Origin of the sequence: Dermacoccus sp. PAMC28757, from assembly GCF_014302635.1 — a bacterium.
In the GTDB taxonomy this organism is placed as follows: Bacteria; Actinomycetota; Actinomycetes; order Actinomycetales; family Dermatophilaceae; genus Dermacoccus; species Dermacoccus abyssi.
Genome location: NZ_CP060292.1, coordinates 2,482,443 through 2,500,613, shown reverse-complemented (window position 1 = coordinate 2,500,613; position 18,171 = coordinate 2,482,443). Strand labels below are relative to the sequence as shown.

At 67.4% G+C, this 18,171-nt stretch carries 14 protein-coding genes and 1 pseudogene; 10 read left to right on the top strand and 5 right to left on the bottom strand.

Annotation, left to right across the window (positions count from 1 at the left end; all coding sequences use genetic code 11):
- Positions 1 to 26: 26 nt before the first annotated feature.
- From H7F30_RS11925 to H7F30_RS11915, 3 genes are all read left to right on the top strand, one after another.
- A complete protein-coding gene (locus H7F30_RS11925) occupies positions 27 to 656 on the top strand; it encodes a SatD family protein (RefSeq protein ID WP_222617804.1) in 630 nt (209 codons plus the stop codon).
- A 40-nt stretch (positions 657 to 696) separates the two neighbouring features.
- Entirely contained in the window at positions 697 to 1,134 is a 438-nt protein-coding gene (locus tag H7F30_RS11920; RefSeq protein ID WP_255464819.1) for a hypothetical protein, read from the top strand.
- Between the two features lie 138 nt (positions 1,135 to 1,272).
- Positions 1,273 to 1,803, top strand: coding sequence for a hypothetical protein (locus H7F30_RS11915; RefSeq protein ID WP_187035328.1), 531 nt, complete (start codon positions 1,273 to 1,275; stop codon positions 1,801 to 1,803).
- A 114-nt stretch (positions 1,804 to 1,917) separates the two neighbouring features.
- Here the strand turns inward: H7F30_RS11915 and H7F30_RS11910 are convergent, their stop codons facing one another.
- On the bottom strand, positions 1,918 to 2,496 hold the full coding sequence (locus H7F30_RS11910) for an HhH-GPD-type base excision DNA repair protein (protein ID WP_187035326.1): 579 nt from the start codon (positions 2,494 to 2,496) through the stop codon (positions 1,918 to 1,920).
- Positions 2,497 to 2,565: 69 nt separating this feature from the next.
- Between H7F30_RS11910 and H7F30_RS11905 the strand changes: the two genes are divergently transcribed.
- Positions 2,566 to 3,810, top strand: a complete 1,245-nt coding sequence (locus H7F30_RS11905; RefSeq protein ID WP_187035324.1) for an AI-2E family transporter — start codon at positions 2,566 to 2,568, stop codon at positions 3,808 to 3,810.
- Positions 3,811 to 3,917: 107 nt separating this feature from the next.
- Here the strand turns inward: H7F30_RS11905 and H7F30_RS11900 are convergent, their stop codons facing one another.
- Both H7F30_RS11900 and H7F30_RS11895 read right to left on the bottom strand, forming a co-directional pair.
- Positions 3,918 to 4,787 (bottom strand): sucrase ferredoxin, encoded by an 870-nt coding sequence (locus tag H7F30_RS11900; RefSeq protein ID WP_187035322.1) that lies wholly within the window; start codon positions 4,785 to 4,787, stop codon positions 3,918 to 3,920.
- Positions 4,788 to 5,000: 213 nt separating this feature from the next.
- On the bottom strand, positions 5,001 to 7,556 hold the full coding sequence (locus H7F30_RS11895) for a DNA topoisomerase (ATP-hydrolyzing) subunit A (protein WP_187035320.1): 2,556 nt from the start codon (positions 7,554 to 7,556) through the stop codon (positions 5,001 to 5,003).
- Positions 7,557 to 7,860: 304 nt separating this feature from the next.
- Between H7F30_RS11895 and H7F30_RS11890 the strand changes: the two genes are divergently transcribed.
- Positions 7,861 to 8,445 (top strand): hypothetical protein, encoded by a 585-nt coding sequence (locus H7F30_RS11890; RefSeq protein ID WP_187035319.1) that lies wholly within the window; start codon positions 7,861 to 7,863, stop codon positions 8,443 to 8,445.
- A 78-nt stretch (positions 8,446 to 8,523) separates the two neighbouring features.
- On the opposite strand, the gene H7F30_RS11885 is transcribed toward H7F30_RS11890, so the two are convergent.
- Positions 8,524 to 9,042 carry a hypothetical protein gene (locus H7F30_RS11885; protein ID WP_187035317.1) on the bottom strand — a complete coding sequence of 173 codons (519 nt, stop codon included), beginning with the start codon at positions 9,040 to 9,042 and terminating at the stop codon, positions 8,524 to 8,526.
- Positions 9,043 to 9,067: 25 nt separating this feature from the next.
- On the opposite strand from H7F30_RS11885, the gene H7F30_RS11880 reads away from it, so the two are divergent.
- Positions 9,068 to 9,283, top strand: coding sequence for a hypothetical protein (locus H7F30_RS11880; protein ID WP_187035315.1), 216 nt, complete (start codon positions 9,068 to 9,070; stop codon positions 9,281 to 9,283).
- Positions 9,284 to 9,760: 477 nt separating this feature from the next.
- On the opposite strand, the gene H7F30_RS11875 is transcribed toward H7F30_RS11880, so the two are convergent.
- Positions 9,761 to 12,844, bottom strand: a complete 3,084-nt coding sequence (locus H7F30_RS11875; RefSeq protein WP_187035313.1) for a DUF3427 domain-containing protein — start codon at positions 12,842 to 12,844, stop codon at positions 9,761 to 9,763.
- Between the two features lie 370 nt (positions 12,845 to 13,214).
- On the opposite strand from H7F30_RS11875, the pseudogene H7F30_RS11870 reads away from it, so the two are divergent.
- The 4 genes and pseudogenes from H7F30_RS11870 to H7F30_RS11855 all read left to right on the top strand — a co-directional run bounded on the left by H7F30_RS11870 (position 13,215) and on the right by H7F30_RS11855 (position 18,140).
- Positions 13,215 to 14,464 (top strand): annotated as a pseudogene (locus tag H7F30_RS11870) (saccharopine dehydrogenase family protein).
- Between the two features lies 1 nt (position 14,465).
- Positions 14,466 to 16,154, top strand: coding sequence for an APC family permease (locus H7F30_RS11865; RefSeq protein WP_187035311.1), 1,689 nt, complete (start codon positions 14,466 to 14,468; stop codon positions 16,152 to 16,154).
- The gene (locus tag H7F30_RS11860; RefSeq protein ID WP_187035309.1) at positions 16,151 to 16,999 is read left to right on the top strand and encodes a universal stress protein; all 849 of its coding nucleotides are present in this window, start codon (positions 16,151 to 16,153) and stop codon (positions 16,997 to 16,999) included. Before H7F30_RS11865 ends, H7F30_RS11860 begins: the two co-directional genes overlap by 4 nt.
- Positions 17,000 to 17,015: 16 nt before the next feature.
- Positions 17,016 to 18,140 carry a glycerate kinase gene (locus H7F30_RS11855; protein ID WP_187035307.1) on the top strand — a complete coding sequence of 375 codons (1,125 nt, stop codon included), beginning with the start codon at positions 17,016 to 17,018 and terminating at the stop codon, positions 18,138 to 18,140.
- The last annotated feature ends 31 nt before the right edge of the window (positions 18,141 to 18,171 follow it).

Genomic DNA, 18,171 nt, shown 5'->3' with positions numbered 1-18,171 from the left:
GGCTTAATCGCTGCTACTTTAGGCGTATGACTAAATCGAGCGGTGGGGCGATGATCGTCGTCACGGCAGACCAGATCCGCAGTAGTTCTCGGGGCGACCGTGTTCCGGCCATGCTCACAGCCCTCGAATCACTGACGCTCGGCGGCCGGTCGCGTGGCTTCGCGCGCACCGCGGGTGACGAAGTTCAGGCGCTCATCGCCGACCCAGCCGACGCCGTGCGCGCCGTGCGTCTCTTCGTGCGCGAAGGCGGATGGCGGGTCGGCCTCGGTATCGGGGCCGTCGACACCCCGGTGCCCGACGACGTTCGCGCCGCAAACGGGCCAGCGTTCGTCGCGGCCCGGGCCGCCGTCAACGAATCCCGAGGAGGTGCGCAGGATCTCGCCGTCGTGACGCGTGTCGGGGGAGCCGATGCCGGCGCCGCTGCCGACGACGTGCGCGCCGCCCTCGACCTGCTGGCCTTCGTCTGGCGACGCCGCACCGCGGCCGGGTGGGAGGTCGCCGACCTCGTCGCCGAGGGCCTGTCGCGTCAGGAGATCGCGGCTCGCCTCGGAGTGACGGCGTCCGCCGTCAGCCAGCGAGTGAGCACCGCGGCCATCGTCGAAGCCGACGCGGGGGAGGCGCTCGCTGTGCGCGCACTGACGGCTGCTTTGGGCTGAGGTCGCCCGGTTGTCGGTGTCGGGCGTTAGCGTTCAGGTCATGGACGGTCGAGCGGTGTTGGTGGTCGCGCTCTTCGGCGTGCTCGCTGTCGTGGCGGGCGGGTTCGTCACGCAACTGGTCTTCCGCTTCGTCGACGGACGGCGCGATCACGAGCAATTACCGGCGGCACCTGAGTCGACCGTCGAGACACCGGAACCTGTGTCGGGCAAGGCGGCGGGGGGCGTCGAGCAGGCCGGGAGCATCCTGCGGGGCGGCGCATGGATCGGGGCGCTCGAACGGTTGGCGATCTTTGCGGGACTCGTCGCGAACTGGCCGGAGGCCATCGCCATCGTCCTGGCCGTGAAGGGTCTCGGGCGCTACCCGGAGCTGCGCAGCGGTGAGAAGTCGGCCGTGGCGGAACGCTTCATCATCGGCACGTTCGTGAGCGTGCTCTGGGCGTGCGGATGCGCCGGGTTGGCCGTGTGGTTGCGCGGCTGACGGATTCGTCACGCCTGTTTTTGTTACCGAATTGCTCGGGTGGCAACTCTTCCTCGAATCGTGTGACGCCGTTACGTTGAAGTGATTCGGCTGCCCGCCGGACACCGTGCGGCCTGCCGCCAGGAAGAACGAGATCTCATGGCGACCCTCCGCTCATTTCGCGTTAGTGCAACGGCGACGACCGCGCTCCTGGCCGCGCTGCTTTCCGGCTGCTCGATGGACGAGTGGGCGCGCGATCAGGACCACCCGGAGTACACGACGCCCAAGCTGGTCGTGCTCGGCGACGACGCTCAGGCGAAGCCGGCGGCCGGGGCGTCGGGGCTGCGGGAGAACGTGTTGGGCCACCCGCAGGGCTTCCTCACAATCGACAAGGGCTCGGCGTCCGGGGTGAAGAGCCTCGACTTCCCCCACGTGACGGGCGGACCCATGGAAGTTGTGGTCGCCTGCACGGGCGGTGGGCTGGAGGCGACGGCGTCGTACACGGAGGCGATCGAGGGCGCCACGATCGAGCAGACGTTCTCGCGCACGTACGAGTGCGACGGTGACCCCGGAACTCTGGACACCGTCACGACGGCCGCGCCCGGGTTGAAGGTGACGCTGACGCCGGCGGCAGGCACGACGGTGCAGTTCGCCGTCGGGGTGCGTAAGGCAGGCACGCCGTCTGCGTGACGTGTGCGCTGTCCTCGCCCGATGAATACGGGCGGGCCCGTCAGGCGGGAACGTTCTGCGGATTCGGCTGCGGCATGCCGCGGCCAGCGGCGCACAACGTAGCCAGTAGGGCGGTCAGTCCTTCTTCGCGGCGGCCTTCTTGGCGGCCTTGATCTCGCGCTTGGTCTCGCGGACCTTGAGCAACGAGTCGGGGTCGACGACGTCGGCGACGGAGCGGAAGGAACCCTCTTCGGCGTAGGGGCCGATGGCCTCGCGCCAGCCGTCGGGCTGGACGCCCAGCTGCTTGCCGAGCAGGGATGCGAAGATGCGCGCCTTCTGGTCGCCGTAACCGGGCAGGTTCTTGAGGCGCTTCAGGAGTTCGTTCGCGTCGTCGGTGGCCCAGATCTTCGTCGTGTCGCCGTCGTACTCGTCGCGGACGGCCGCGGCGAGCTTCTGGACACGCTCGGCCATCGACTTGCCGTAGCGGTGGATAGCCGGGGGAGTCGTGCACTGCGCGATGAACTCGTCGGGGTCGATCGCGGCGATTTCGGTTGGGTCCAGCGTGCCGAAGCGGTCGTAGATCTTGCCGGGGCCGGCGAAGGCAACCTCCATGGCGATCTGCTGGTCGAGGAGCATCCCGACGAGCAGCCCGAACGGGTGCTCGGAAATGATCTCGTCGGCGAAGTCGTCCTGTGCGATGTGAAGCTCGGCCATGGCGTCAGCCTAGCCGCGGTGGCGTGAAACACTCATCGCGTCAACGTGACGAGGGGGAGGGCAACGACCATGCCAACGAACGGCTCCGACGGGCGTCCTGACAAGGGCTCACCCCGCCTCACCATCGCCCTCGACCCGCGGTCGGTGTGGCGGGCCACCTGGGTGGTGCTCGGTGCCTTGGCTGTCGTCGCGGCGCTCGGGTTCATCTCGAACTCCGCCGGCTCGGCTATCTTCACCATCCTCATGGCGTTCTTCCTCGCCGTCGCGATGGAGCCGGCCGTCCGTCGGCTGGCCAAGCACATGCCGCGTGCGCTGGCGACGGGCGTCGTCGTTCTGACGCTGGGCCTGGCGATCGCCGGCTTCTTCGCCGCGTTCGGCAGCCTGCTCGTGTCCGAGATCCAGGCGCTCGTGACGGCGGCGCCGGGCGTCGTCACCGATCTCGTGCGCTACGCGAACGAGCGGTTCGGCACCGACTACGACATCAACACGATGCTGTCGAAGGTCTCCCTGACGCCGGAGCGGGTCGCGTCGTACGGATCGCAGCTCGCGGGTGGCGTGCTCGGGCTCGTGACGAGCATCGTCTCGACGGCGTTCAACACCTTCGTTCTCGTGTTCTTCACCTGCTACATCTCGGCCGGAATGCCGCGCCTGCGCACGTGGATCGCGGGGCTGTTCCGCCCGTCGCAGCAGCGCGTGGTGCTGACGGTGTGGGAAGTCTTCGTCACGAAGGTCGGCGGCTACGTCGCGGCGCGGTGCATCCTTGCGACGATCTCGGCGACGGTGCACGGCACGTTCATGATGATCATCGGGATGCCGTACTGGCTGGCGCTCGGGCTGTGGACCGGCCTCATTGCGCAGTTCATCCCGAACATCGGCACGTACATCTCGATCGTGCTGCCCGTGCTCGTCGGCCTCACGAGCGACAAGCCGGTCAACGGCCTCGTCATCCTCGTCTTCGCGATCATCTACCAGCAGATCGAGAACATCACGATCGAGCCGAACATCAGCGCGAAGGCGGTCGACGTCCACCCGGCGGTGTCGTTCGCGTCGGCGCTGCTCGGCGCGCAGATGTTCGGCCTCGCCGGCGGCATTCTCGGTGTGCCCATGGCCGCGACGGCGATGGCGCTGCTCGACCTCTACAAGCGTCGCTACGAGATCAGCGACGAGACGCGCCGCGCGGCGGAGCGCGACGCTCGCCGCGAGGTGGAGGGCGAGGGGGACGACGAGCGTCCGCCCGGAGGGGATGAGGAGCCTCCCGAGACGTCAGCCGCAGATGACGCGGTCGCCCCTCATGGGGCGACCAAGGCAGACTGACGCGGGCTGGAAGGCAGCGTCGCAAGCCTCTTCGTGACTCTCACGTCCAGACTCGGGTCTGGCGGGCGCAAGGATGCGGGATAGCCCTCGCGTTACCGGCCGAACCGTCACGCGTGGTCGAGCGAGCCCTCGTAGTACTGCGACGGCTTGGGGTTCTTGATGCACGAATCGCGCAGCTCCGGGCCCTTGTGCGTGGTGACGAGCAGCGTCGTGCCGTCGGGCAGCTCGACGCTCTCGCCGCCGTCGGTCTTCGTCGCTGCTCCGATTGCGACGGGTGGGGTCAGCGGCAGCTCGGGGTGCTGCTCGCGCCACCAGGTCTCGGCGACGCGCTGGGCGGGGGAGAGATCCACCCGTCCGCGGTGCTTGGCGCGTGAGAAGAGTTCGGCGGGGAGAGCGTCAGTTGTGGCAGCGCGGGCCAGAGTGGCGGCGTCGTCGCCCGTGAGGCGGCCGAACGTCTGCCCACTCGGCAGATGGATCGCCGTCGGCGCGAAGCGGTGACCGCCGATGTGCGACACCTCCCACGTGCGGGTCGGCTCAGCCGCGTAGGCCGACTGGGCGACGGGTCGTCCGCGAACCGCGCAGCACGTGTCTCGAACACCGTTGGTGCATACGAGGAGCGCGGGTTCGTCGGAACGCTCGAAGCCGAACTCGGACCACCACGATTCTTCGACAACATTGCCCGAAAGGAACGTGGAAACCCCTGGGGCATTCAGTTTTCCGGTGACAAGCCACGGCTCGTTGTCGAACCCACCGCTCACGATGACGCGCTGCAGTGACGGTGTCTCGGCATGACGACCGGGGGAGCGCACCACGTACAGAGTGGCGCCCTTCGGAGACTTGAGCCCGGCGTCGGCGACAGTGTCACGCCCCCACGATCCGCCGACTTCCACGACGACGATGACGCGGGCATCTTTCGCGCTGCCCCAGGCGGGTAGGGCGGAGTCGTCCCAGTCGGCAGAGCACAGCGATGAAGTCACGCTTTAAGCCTAGTCGGGAAGCGCATAGGCCCTTACGCGTGGTGTGGCAGGAGGACAGACAGCCTTCTCATGACGAGTGAGAAGGTGGCACCGACCTGCGTAGGGGACGCGCACCCCCGTCCGGCACCATGAATCAGGATGTGACCGCTGGCCCGCTCTGTGAGCCGCGCCGGTCACAGACCGGGCCAACACTCACAGAGCGGCCCGGCCGGGTCAGGCGTCGTCGCCGTCGAACAGGCTCAACGTGCCCTCGGCGCTCTCCTCAGCGGCGCTGACAGGCGTCTGCTCCGCCACCTCGCTCGCCGACGCGTCGGCCGGAACGTCGGTGTACGGCGCGGTCGTGCCGATGGCCGCGATCTGCCCGGGAGCGGTGTCGCCCGAGCCGTCGCGCTTGCCGTCGGCCGGAGGCAGGGTGATGGCCTTGCCCGTCGCGTCAGCCGCGCGCGCCGGGGCGGAGCCCACCCACGCGAACGTCAGGTGGTTCTCACCACGCAGGAAGCGGTGCGCGCGCACGCCGGCCGTCGCGCGGCCCTTGGCCGGGAACTCGGCGAACGGCGCGACCTTGAGCGAGGTGATCTCGCCGTCGGGCGAACTCGGGTGGCCGGCGCCGGTGACGACGACGCCGTCGCGCGAGACGCCGCCGAAGTGGATGACGTGGGCGCCCTTGCCGAGCTTGATGCCGGCGACGCCGCCGCCGGTGCGGCCTTGCGGGCGCACGCCGTCGGCGTTGAAGTGCAGCAGCTGCGCTTCGTTGGTGACGAAGACGAGTTCCTCGGTGCCGGTCTGGAGTTCGACGGCGCCGACGACGACGTCGTCACCCTTGAGCGTGATCACTTCCATGATCGGTTTGTTCGCGTAGTCCGGGTTGACGCGCTTGACGACGCCGGCGGCCGTGCCGAGCGCGAGGCCGGGGGAGTCGGTGCGCAGCGACGTCACGGTGAGGACCTTCTCGCCGGGCGCGAGGTCGACGAACGCGGCGAGCGGTGCGCCGCCGTCGAGCACGGGTGCTTCGTGGGTGTCGACGAGGTGCGGCAGTTCGAGCGCGGAGACGCGGAAGAGACGTCCGGTCGAGGTGACGACGCCGAACTCACCGCGGGCGCTCGTGCGCGCGGCGGCGACGATGGCGTCGTGCTTGCGGCGGTTGCCGTCGGTGGCAAGCGGGTCGGCGTTCGTCGTCCGCGCGACGAGGCCGGTGGAGGAGAGGAGCACCCAGCACGGGTCGTCGGCGATCTCGAGCGGGGTGGCGCTCTTGGCGGTCTTCGTCTCGCCGGAGGCCTCGAGCAGCACGGTGCGGCGCGGCGTGCCGTGCTCCTTAGCGATGGCGAGCAGTTCGTCGCAGACGACCTTGTGCAGGAGCTTGACGTCGGCGAGGATGGCGCGCAGCTTCTCGATCTCCTTGCGCAGCTCTTCGGCTTCCTTCTCCAGCTCGAGGCGGGAGAACTTCGTCAGGCGGCGCAGCTGCAGGTCAAGGATGTAGGTGGCCTGCGCCTCGGAGAGGTCGAAGACCTTCTTGAGGCGTTCGCGCGCGATGCCCGAGTCGTCGGACGAGCGGATGATCTGGATGACCTCGTCGATGTCGAGGATCGCGATGAGCAGACCGTCGACGAGGTGGAGGCGGTCTTCCTTCTTGCCGAGGCGGTAGGCGGTGCGGCGACGCACGACGTCGATGCGGAAGTCGGTGTAAACGCGCAGGAGGTCCTTGAGGCCGAGGGTGCGCGGCTGGCCGTCGACGAGGGCGACGTTGTTGATGCCGAAGGATTCCTCCATCGGCGTGAGCTTGTAGAGCTGGTCGAGGACGGCGTCGGGGTTGAAGCCGTTCTTGAGTTCGATGACGAGGCGCAGGCCGTGGTGGCGGTCCGAGAGGTCTTTGACGTCGGAGATGCCCTGCAGCTTCTTGCTGCTCACGAGATCGCGCATGCGGTCGATGACCTTTTCAGGGCCGACCATGTAGGGCAGTTCGGTGACGACGATGCCCTTCTTGCGGGGCGTGACGTTCTCGATGCTGCACGTGGCGCGGGTGCGGAAGGAGCCGCGGCCGGAAAGGTACGCGTCGCGCACGCCCTCGAGGCCGACGATGCGCCCGCCCATGGGCAGGTCGGGGCCGGGGACGAAGCGCATGAGGTCGTCGAGGCTGCAGTCGGGGTTCTTGATGAGGTGGACGGCGGCCTGGACGACTTCGCCGAGGTTGTGCGGCGGCATGTTGGTGGCCATGCCGACGGCGATGCCGCTGGCGCCATTGACGAGCAGGTTGGGGAACGCGGCCGGCAGGACGGACGGCTGCTGCAGGGAGTCGTCGTAGTTGGGGACGAAGTCGACGGTGTTCTCGTCGAGGCTCTCGGTGAGCGTCAGCGCGGCCGGCGCGAGGCGGGCCTCGGTGTAACGGGAGGCGGCGGGGCCCTGGTCGAGGGAGCCGAAGTTGCCGTGGCCGTCGACGAGCGGCAGGCGCATCGTGAAGTCCTGCGCCATGCGCACGAGGGTGTCGTAGATGGCCGAGTCGCCGTGGGGGTGGTACTTACCCATGACCTCGCCGACGACGCGGGAGGACTTGACGTGGTTCTTCGTCGGCATGAGGCCGAGCTCGTCCATGGAGAACAGGATGCGGCGCTGCACCGGCTTGAGGCCGTCGCGCGCGTCGGGCAGGGCGCGCGAGTAGATGACGGAGTAGGAGTACTCGAGGAACGCCGAGCGCATCTCCTCTTCGACATCGATGTCGATGATGTTCTCGACGAAGTCGTCGTCGAGAACCTCGGGCTTCTTCGAACGGGCCACCGATCATCCTTCACGTCGCGGACGCCCAGGGGAGGGCACAGTGCACCTGTCATCCTCTCGCATGGGCTGACGAGGGGGTGTCGCGACACGCGGCCCGGCGGGTGCGAGCGGGAGCCTCGCCACCACGTGTCTCGTTGTCCCAATCATTAGGACATCGGACCCTTGGGGACTGGCGAGCAGGCAGAGGGCACCATTCCTTCAGGCGTCAATCGCCAGTGGCGTCCGCCCAGGTCGGACCAACTTACCTTTGCGAAGGTTGTGGAATTCGACGCTGTTGGAGTGGCGTGGCACTTACTCTCACGACATGAAAATCGCAAAGATCGCGAGCGTCACCCTGCTCGCCCTTTCCCTGGCTGCCTGTGGTCAGGAAGTTACGAACACGGACGAATCGCCCAAGAATAGTGCGAACTCGTCCAGCTCGCAGTCGAGTTCTGAATCGGCAGGCGACGGCGCTTCGTCCGGCGATACCTCGGCCGAGCCCAGTGAAGAGTCGAGCGAAAGCTCGTCGCTCACCAAGAAGTTCGGGTCGACGTTCACGTGGGACGACAAGGTGGCCGTTACGGTCTCTGAACCCAAGCCATACACCCCGTCTGAGTCAGCGGCCGTCGACGGGAGTTTCAAGAAGTTTGTGGTCGTCGAGATCGTGCTCAAGAACGGTTCAGGCAAGCCGTATTCGCCCGGGTCGGATTTCATGACGTCTGCGACGACCGGAGATGTCGAGGCGGATCGCGTCTACGACTCTGGCAACGGTGTTGACTCGCCCATGGTCGATGTCCTTCCGGGCAAGTCCTTGAAGTGGAAAGAGGCCTACGGCGTCAATGAATCCGGAGACCTCGTCCTCAAGGTTGAGAACGGTTTCGGAAACGCGGCCGGTTACTACCAGAAGTAAGAGCATTGCCTGAACGCCAGTACGGCCCCAACCCTGCTACTCAGGGTTGGGTCCGTACTCGCGAAGCTGGGCTCAGTTTCACGAGTTGTGCACGGTGAACGACTTTCCATTGCCTGGACACGTCCAGGCGATGTTCTGCTCCTGGCTGGAGACGGCGGTGGGTGCGTAGCACTCCCATCCGTCGAACCTCTGGTTGTTGGTGTTGCCGTTGTTCATCGTCACTGGCTTCGCCCAATAGGTGGCGCTGACGCGCTTCGCTTCCGCACATGTCAGCCCGCTGAGGGAGGTGCTTAGCGCCAAGGTCGGCGCGTTCGGCGACGTCAGCTTGCACGCCTCGCTGGTGGTGGCTGCCTCTGAGCTTGTTGCCGAGCTCTGCTTATCTGCGAAGGGCGACTGCATCTCAGGAGTTCCGCATGTGGGGCTGAGGATGGGATAGCTCGGTGAGTTGAGCTGCTGCACGAGACGCTGTGGGGCGCCGGCCGCCACGAGTTGTGACTTGCACATGGAAAGGCTGGACGAGGTCACGAGACGCCATTGCCCTTCACGCCATCGAAGAATCACGGCAGCGTCGCCCGCCTGATAGGGGTTCTCAGCCACCCAGCCGTCGGCACAGTTGAGGGGCGTGTTCGAACTGAACTGGGCGACATTACCCAGGCCGTCGGTCAGCCCCTGCCGCGCAAGGGCCTTGTTGATCGAACTCGCTGAGCACGCGCCAGCCGGCATGGCCATCGATGAACTCGAGCTGGCGCTGGATTTCGTGGACGATGTCGAACTCGACGATGACGTTGTCGGTGTTGAGCTTGACGAAGACAATCTCGTCGATGAGCTCGTGGTTTGAGTTGCTCCACGTGTCGTGGCGGCGTCGGGTGCGTCACCGCCCGAGCTACACGCAGAAACACTCAGCAGTGTTGCACCGGCTAGAACAAGGTACGTCTTTCTCATTCGGTCCCCCTTCGGCAGCGCGCCTCCGCTGGCACGATCTCAGGGAGTCTATGTCGGATCCGCGGCAGTCGTTCGGGCTTGCGGTCGGCTGAGTCGGGTGCCGTGTGCGCGGGAGCGTCTGCTCAGCTCTGGTGATGATGACGCCCGAATTGCGGGTCTCGGAAAATGACAGCCGAAGTGACCTGGCCCCGACAAATCACGAGATCTCTCGGCAGGTTTCTGATCTGTGTGAAGACTGCGGGACCGAACGCACGATTGTTCCCGGCGCCAGGGGATGGGCTGCTGCATGGCGTGCGTTCCCCGGCCCTCGGAACGCCGCGACCGGCTCCTCAGCGGTGTCTGCAACGCTGTCTCAGCTCTGTGAGCTGGAAGGTCACACCACTGAGGCCCACTGGAACACCTGCTCCGGCATGGGGTGCGTCAGCTTCCACGTGATCGCCATCGGGCGTTCGCCCTCGTGCCTGACGTAGGTCGCGTCGCCGAGGTAGACGTACGGGGCGCCTCCGCCGAAGACGTCAACCTTGTGCTCGCGTACGAACAGGGCGATTGAAGAGCCCCGCTCTGCGTGCTGAACGTAGCGCTGGCCGGTCGCCGAGTCCTCGCGCGTCACGCCCTGCGACTCCCAGTGGAACAGGTCGTGACTGATCGCGTAGTCGCGGTACATCGTCGTCGGAGAGAAGCCCGAGCCCACCTTGTTCGTCGTCACGAGGAAGGCGTCCAACGCCTGCTCCGGCCGGTAGTACACCCCGGCCACCGCGGCACTCGGGAAGCGCTTCTCGTCGTACGACGCGTACCCGATCGCCGTCAGCAACTCCTCGCGGGTGTAGCGGGCATGCAACGCCAACGGCAGAGTGCCGAGCCGACCGTCCATCGGTCGCGTGGGGTACGTCGCGTTGTCCAGGGCCATCTCGAGCACCGTCGTCAGTTCGCGGCGGAACTCCACCTCGGGGCCCAGGGCAGCCACGGCGTCGCGGGCTGACGCATACCCGCCCCGGGGGAACAACGCCATCGTCAGCACGGGCGCGTACCGGCGTGCCGCGTTCGACGCCTCCTCCCACGTGAACCCGTCTCTCAGCACCTCTCGGTACGCCCGCGAGCGCTCCACATCGTCCACGTGCATGAACGCCCGCACCCGCTTCAGAAGATCGCGCTCCAATGCCGACCCTTCTCGCGGCAGGAGGCCGGCTTCTCGACGCAGAAGAGTCCAGCTCTTGTTGTTCGTGTAGAGGTCGGCCAGCTCCAGGCCGCTGTCGTCGAGGAAGGCTCGCAGCGAGTCGGGCCGTGTCTCGCGGGCCTCACGCACCAGCGACTGCCAACCGCCCGAAACCCCCGCCTTGATGTTCTTCACCACGATGTCGCGCGCCACTCGATCGAACACGATCTGCGAGCCCGCCGGCAGCGGAATGCCGGCCCCGTCGATCGCCGTCGTCAACTCCGTCCGCTTGATCGTCTTCGCCACCGCACGCAGCTTGCGATCCCAGCGATACTCCTTGCGCTGATGCCCGACGAAGTCCAACGCCGTCAGCACCGGCTTGTCGTTCGCCAAGCGCAAACCGCGCCCCAACTGCTGAACGAAGACCGTCGGGCTCTCCGTCGGGCGCAGGAACAACACCGTGTTGACGGCCGGAATGTCGACACCCTCGTTGAACATGTCCACCGTGAAGATCGCCTTGATCTCACCGTCACGCAGGCGACGCTGCGTTTCACCCCGATCCGCGCTGTCGGCCGCCGACGTCACGTGCATCGACGGCACTCCCGACGCCGTGAAGAACTGCGCCATGAACCGCGCGTGCTCCAACGACACACAGAACCCGAGCGCTTTCATTGCGTGCAGGTCGCCCACCTTGGCCTCCACCGAACGCAGCACGTGCGCCGCTCGCTCGGCATTCGTCGCCAGCAACTCACTGAGCTCGGCGCGATCGTAGGTGCCCCGCGAACCGAGCCACTTCACCGACGTCAGATCCACCGTGTCGCCCACGACGAAGTAGTGGAACGGCGTGAGGAGATCCTCCTCGAGCGCATCCCACAACCGCAGTTCCGTCGCCGCGTGCCCATCGAAGAACACCTCGCCCACGTCCTGCCCGTCCGCTCGCTCTGGCGTCGCGGTGAGTCCGAGCAATTCTCGCGGCTCGAAGTGGTCGAGGATGCGTCGGTACGTCGGCGCCGACGCGTGGTGGAACTCGTCGATGACGATGACGTCGTACGCCGTCGGGTCGACGGCCGTCAGATCTGTCGTGGCGAGCGACTGCACACTCGCGAACACGTGCGTGTTGTTCACGGGACGATGCCCGTCGACGAGCAGCTCGCCGAAGTTCGGGTCACGCAGCACCTCCGCGTACGTGCGCCGCGCCTGCTCGAGGATCTCGCGGCGATGCGCGACGAACAGCAGCCTCGGGCGGTTCGAGCCGGAACACATTCGCTTGTAGTCGAGCGCCGCCACCACCGTCTTGCCGGTACCCGTCGCCGCGATGACGAGGTTGCGGTGACGGCCGTGAACCGTGCGGTGTGCCTCGAGCTCCTCCAGCATGCGTGCCTGGTGTGGGCGCGCCGTCACCTCGAGACCCGAGAGGCTGATGCCCTCGCTCTTCTGCCGGCCGGACGCGGTGAGCAAGGCGCTATCGAGCCGCTCGTGATCGCGGCTCGGCTCATACGTCTCGAACGCCGGGTTCGCCCAATAGCTGTCGAACGTCGCCTCGAACTTGCGCATGAGCGTCGGCGTCGCGATGTCGCTGATGCGCACGTTCCACTCGACGCCGTCGAGCAGCGCCGACGACGACAGGTTCGACGAGCCCACGAACCCCGTGCCGTACCCGCTGTCGCGGTGAAAGATCCAGGCCTTCGCGTGCAGGCGCGTACGGCTCGTCTCGTAGTGCACCTTCACCTCGGCGCCGTACTCCGTGACCAACCGATCGAGCGCCCCTCGATCCGTGCACCCCGTGTACGTGCTCGTGATGACGCGGATCGGCACCCCGTGGTCCTTCAACCCCCGCAACTGATCTTCGATGACGCGGATGCCCGGCCACATGACGAAGGCACACAGCAGGTCGACGCGATCGGCCGTTGCGAGCTCGTTGCGCAGCTCGCCGCCGATACTCGGCTCGCCCTGTGCGTTAGTCAGCAGCGCCGCCTCCGACAGGCGGGTACTCGGGCGACGCGTGTACTGACGCCCGGCGCCGAGTCCGGCGGTGGGGGAGAGCGCGAGGAGTTCGGCGAGTTCGTCCTCGGGAAGCAGCTCGTCGTCCTCGTCCTCGAGTGCTCGCAGGATCTCGTTGACGCGGCTCGGGCCTTCGTCGCTGGCGAGATGGCGGACGAGTGACTTCGCCAGGTGGCGAGCGAGAACCTCCGGCGCGATGGCCTCGTCGACGACGCCCTTCGTCACCGTGAAGCGGTCCTGCAGTTCTTCCAACTCGGCCGCGAGGCGAGCAGTAATGAGCTTTTCGTAAAGGCCGGGCCGCATGGGCTCAGGGTACGGCTCGGCCCTCGTCTTCTCTGCGAAGTTTGGTGACGGTTGGGGTACCTGGTGACGGTCAGACGTCACCACGTACCCCAAACGTCGCCATACGGAGGTTGGGGCTTCCCGAGGGCTCTCCTTCCACTGGCTGACGCACCTATGGCGGTTGTCATTGGCGAGGCCTATGCTCGCGCCCATAGTGATCTGCGTCTCACGTGCATGTCTGGTGGAGGCGCGGGCAACGCGGCGATGCCGGCGGATCCGTAGGGGCGATCCGGGCACACGCACGAGTCGACGGCCCGGTGCGGCTGACCTGAGATCACACCGCAGTCAGCACGTCCCGAACCGCCCGACTTCCTGAACGGACCACACGACTATGCGCATCCTGCTCATCGGCGCCGGCGGCGTCGGCTCGGCCGCCGCGAAACTCCTCGTCGAACGTGACTTCTTCGAGGCGCTCGTCGTCGCTGACTACTCCGCCGAGCGGGCCGAGGCGAGCGCCCGCGCTGCGTCCGAGCGTCGTAACGGCGAGGCCCGCGTCACCTCCGCTCAGATCGACGCCTCGAGCGCCGAGGGCGTCGAGGCGCTCTGCCGCGAGCACGCCATCATGCACGTGTTCAACGCCGTCGACCCCGTCTTCGTCATCCCCATTTTCGACGGAGCCTTCGCCGCGGGCGCCGACTACCTCGACATGGCGATGTCCCTCTCGAAGCCCCACGAGAGCGAGCCGTACGCGAACGTCGGCGTCAAGCTCGGCGACGAGCAGTTCGCCAAGGCCGACGCGTGGGAGAAGGCCGGACGCCGCGCGCTCGTCGGCATCGGTGTCGAGCCCGGCCTCTCGGACGTCTTCGCCCGCTACGCCGCCGACCACCTCTTCTCCGAGATCGACGAACTCGGCACCCGCGACGGCGCCAACCTCGTCGTCACCGACGACGACGGCAACGAGATCTTCGCGCCGTCTTTCTCCATGTGGACGACCGTCGAGGAATGCCTCAACCCGCCCGTCGTCTGGGACAAGGACCGCGGCTGGTTCACCACGCCGCCGTTCCGTGAGCCCCGAAACCTTCGACTTCCCCGAGGGCATCGGCGAGGTGGAGTGCGTCAACGTCGAACACGAGGAAGTGCTCCTCATGCCGCGCTAGGTCGACGCCAAGCGCGTCACCTTCAAGTACGTCCTCGGCAAGGAGTTCATCGGCATCCTCAAGGTGCTCCACACCCTCGGCCTCGACTCAACGGAACTCATCACCGTCAAGGGCCAGCAGATCTCGCCGCGCGACGTCGTCGCAGCAGCTCTGCCCGACCCCGCCATCATCGGGCCGCGCATGAAGGGCAAGACCTGTGCCGGCCTGTGGGTCACCGGCAACCGGCACGGACGGCGAGCCGCGCTCGACGTACCTCTCCCACGTCGTCGACAACGAGCAGACGATGAAGGACTACGACTCCCAGTGCGTCGTCTGGCAGACGGCGATCAACCCCGTCGTCGCTCTCGAACTCCTTGCCATCGGTGCGTGGTCCGGCGCCGGCGTCTTCGGCCCTGAAGCGTTCGACGCCGTACCGTTCCTCGACCTGCTCAAGGCGCCGAAGCCCGAGGGTTTCGGTGCCCCCTGGGGCATGCGGGAGCAGTGAGATGAGCGACGCAGGATCGGGCGCGACCGTCGTCACCGAGGGCAAGGGGCTTCGCGCGGGCGCCCTGAGCCTCACCGGGAGCGTTGTCGTCGGCGTGGCCTCGACGGCGCCGGCCTACTCACTCGCCGCGACACTCGGCTTCGTCGTCGCGGGCGGCGCTGGCTTCAAGGCGCCCGCCATCATGCTGCTGGCCTTCCTGCCCATGTACTTCATCGCGGTGGCCTACCGCGAGCTCAACGAGGCCGAACCCGACTGCGGCACCACCTTCACCTGGGTGACCCGCGCCTTCGGCCCCGTGGCCGGCTGGATGGGCGGCTGGGGCATCGTCATCGCCGACATCATCGTCATGGCGAACCTCGCCCAGATCGCCGGAGCCTACTCGTTCACCCTCGCGAACGAACTCGGCCTGCACAACAGCCTCGACACGAGCACATTCTGGTCCACCGCCGCGGGCCTCCTGTGGATCGGCGTCATGACGTGGATCTCGTTCCGCGGCATCGAAGTCTCCGTCCGCCTGCAGTACGCGCTGCTGACGATCGAGGTGCTCACGCTCATCATGGTCGTGGGCGTGGCGCTGTGGAAGGTCTACGCCGGCAGCGCCCCGGCAGGCTCGGTGAAGCCGTCGCTGTCGTGGCTGTGGCCCAGCGGACTCTCGATGTCGGTGCTGTCCTCGACGGTGCTGCTCGCCGTCTTCATCTACTGGGGCTGGGATTCGGCCGTCTCGACGAACGAGGAGGCCGACGACCCCAGTCGCACGCCGGGCCGCGCCGCCGTTATCTCGACCCTGCTGCTTCTCGTCATCTACGTCTTCGTCTCCATCGCCACCGTCGCGTTCGCCGGAACGGGGGACACGGGCATCGGGCTCGGCAACGAATCCAACGCCGACGACGTGTTCACCGCGATCGGTCCGGCGCTCTTCGGCGACACCTTCGTCGGCCACGCCGGGCTGGCGCTCCTGGCCATTTCGATTCTCACCTCGTCGGCCGCCTCGACACAGACGACGATCCTCCCGACGGCGCGCACCGCCCTCTCGATGGGCGTGTTCCGCGCGCTGCCGGCCAAGTTCTCCACCGTGCACCCGCGTTACCAGACGCCCACGTGGTCGACGCTCGGAATGGGCATCGTCTCGGCAGGTTTCTACCTGCTCATGACCCTCATCAGCACGAACATCCTCGGCGCACTCATCGGCGCGATCGGGCTGCAGATCGCCTTCTACTACGGCATCACCGGCTTCGCCTGTGCCTGGTTCTACCGGCACTCGCTGCACACGTCGGCGCGCCACTTCGTCAACCGCGGCCTCATCCCGTGCCTCGGCGGGGCGTTCCTCTTCCTCATGTTCGCCTACGCCGTGAAGTCGTACGCCGAACCCGACTATCTGCTCGACGACAACGGCAAGAACGTGACCATTTGGGGCTTCGGCGCCGTGGCCGTGGTCGGTGTTGTCTCGCTCCTGTGTGGCTTCGCGCTCATGGCCCTGCAGTGGTCGCGGGACGCGACGTTCTTCCGGGGGCGGACACTGCGCACCGGCTCGTTCGAAGACCTGCAGCGCTGGCGTGCCGAGGGCACCCAGTACGGCGTCATCGCTGGCGACGTGACCATCACGCAGGAAGGCGACCTCGTCACAGACGGCGGTCTCAGCGGTGTGTCGACAAGGCAGACCCAGGCAACAGGCGAAGGTGAAACGCGATGAGCGACTCGACCGTCCGATACCTCGTCGCGTGGGGCGGCGACGCCCGCTCCAAGGACGCCCTCGCCCTCGGCGCGACGCTCGCCCGCACCTTCCGGGCCGAGCTCGCCGTCGTCTACGTCGTGCGCGAGGAGACGTTCGGCGCCCACACGTTCGGCGATGTCAGCTTCACCCAGGAGGTCGTGCGCCAGGCCAGTGAGGGCGTGCAGAAGCACCTCGACGCGCTGACGGACCTGGACAACGTCGTCCTCCACGTTCGCCGCAGCGGTTCCGTGGCCGAGGGCGTGCTCGACGCCGCGAAGGAGATCGACGCCGACCTCATCGTCATCGGCGCGGGAACCGGCACCCGGGCGCTGTCGACGAACGCCATCGTCACCGCGCTCCTGCACGCCTCGCCGGTGCCGGTCGCGATGGCTCCGCGCGGCTACCGCAAGGACGCTCCCGCTGAATTGACCGAACTCGTCGCTGCGGTCGGGCCCCGCGCCGGCGCCGGCCGGATTCTCGAGGAAGCCATCCGCGGCGTCGAGCGCGTCAGCCTTCCGCTGCGCCTCGTCTCGTTGCTCGAACTCGGTACGGACGTCGACGTCCCCGACGAACGCGTCGAAAGCGTGCGTGCGGCGCTCGAGCGTGCCGTCGAGGAGGTCGACGTGGACGAGGTGACGACTCAGGTCGGGCAGGGCAAGAACCTCAAGGAGGCCATCGCGAACATCGAGTGGAAGCCCGACAGCGCGCTCATCATCGGTTCGTCCCGCCTGGCGCAGGGCAAGCAGACCTTCATCGGTACAGTGGCGAGCCGGATGCTCGCCCACCTGCCCATCCCGATGATCGTCGCCCCGCGGGGCGAATGAGAACGAGGTCAGCCTCATGAAGGTCGTCTGTGCCCCCGACTCCTACAAGGAAGCGCTCTCGGCGGTGGACGCCGCCGCAGCGCTGGCTCTGGGAGTGCGCGGCGTCCTTCCGTCGGCGGACGTCGTCGAATTGCCGGTGGCCGACGGGGGAGAAGGCACGACCGAAACCCTCATGGCGGCGATGGGGGGTCAGCTGATCGCCGTGGACATCACGGACGCGCTCGGACGTCCTCGCACAGCTGAGCTCGGGTGGGTCGCTTCGGAAGGCCTCGCCGTCGTTGACGTCGCGCAGGGGGCCGGGCTGCATCACATCGAGGTGGAGCTGCGCGACCCGTACCGCTCCTGCAGTTCTGGTGTGGGGCACCTCGTCTCGGCCGCGCTCGACCTGGACGCGCGCCGGCTCGTCATCGGTCTCGGAGGATCGGCCACGAACGACGGTGGCGCGGGCATGATCTCCGCTCTCGGTGGGCGATTGCTCGACTCCAACCGCAGGCCGGTCACTCCGACGCCCGAGGGCATGAACAACGTGGCCTCGCTCGACCTGTCGGAGCTCGACCCGCGGCTTGCGGGTGTCGAGGTGATCCTGGCCAGTGACGTGACGAACCCGCTGCTCGGGCCCGACGGCGCCACCGCCGTCTTCGGGCCGCAGAAGGGCGTGACGCCCGCGCGGGTGCCCGTCATCGAGAAGGTGCTCGCAGGATGGGCCGACGTTCTCGAGACGGCGACGGGCCGTGAGGTCCGCGACCTGCCCGGGGCGGGCGCTGCCGGGGGACTCGGCGCTGCGTTCCTCGCTCTCACGGGTGCGACGCTCCGGCCGGGTCTTGATGCCGTCGCCGAGGCCGTGGGGCTTGAGGAGGCCGTGCGAGACGCTGACCTCGTGCTCACCGGCGAAGGCCGCATCGACGGGCAGACCCGCTTCGGCAAGACGCCCTGGGGCGTCGCCGAAATCGCCCGCCGTCACGGCGTGCCCGTCGTCATGCTCGGGGGAGAGGTCCGCCCGGAGGGGCGCGCCCTCATCGACGACACAATCGTCGCCGTCGAGCCCATCCACGCCGGCTACACGGACCTCGACGAGGCGCTCGCCAACACCGGAGCCGACCTCGAAAAGGCAGCGGCGTCGGCCGTCGAGCGAATTCGCTAGAGGCGCGGCGGCGTCGGTGACGGCGCCCGGC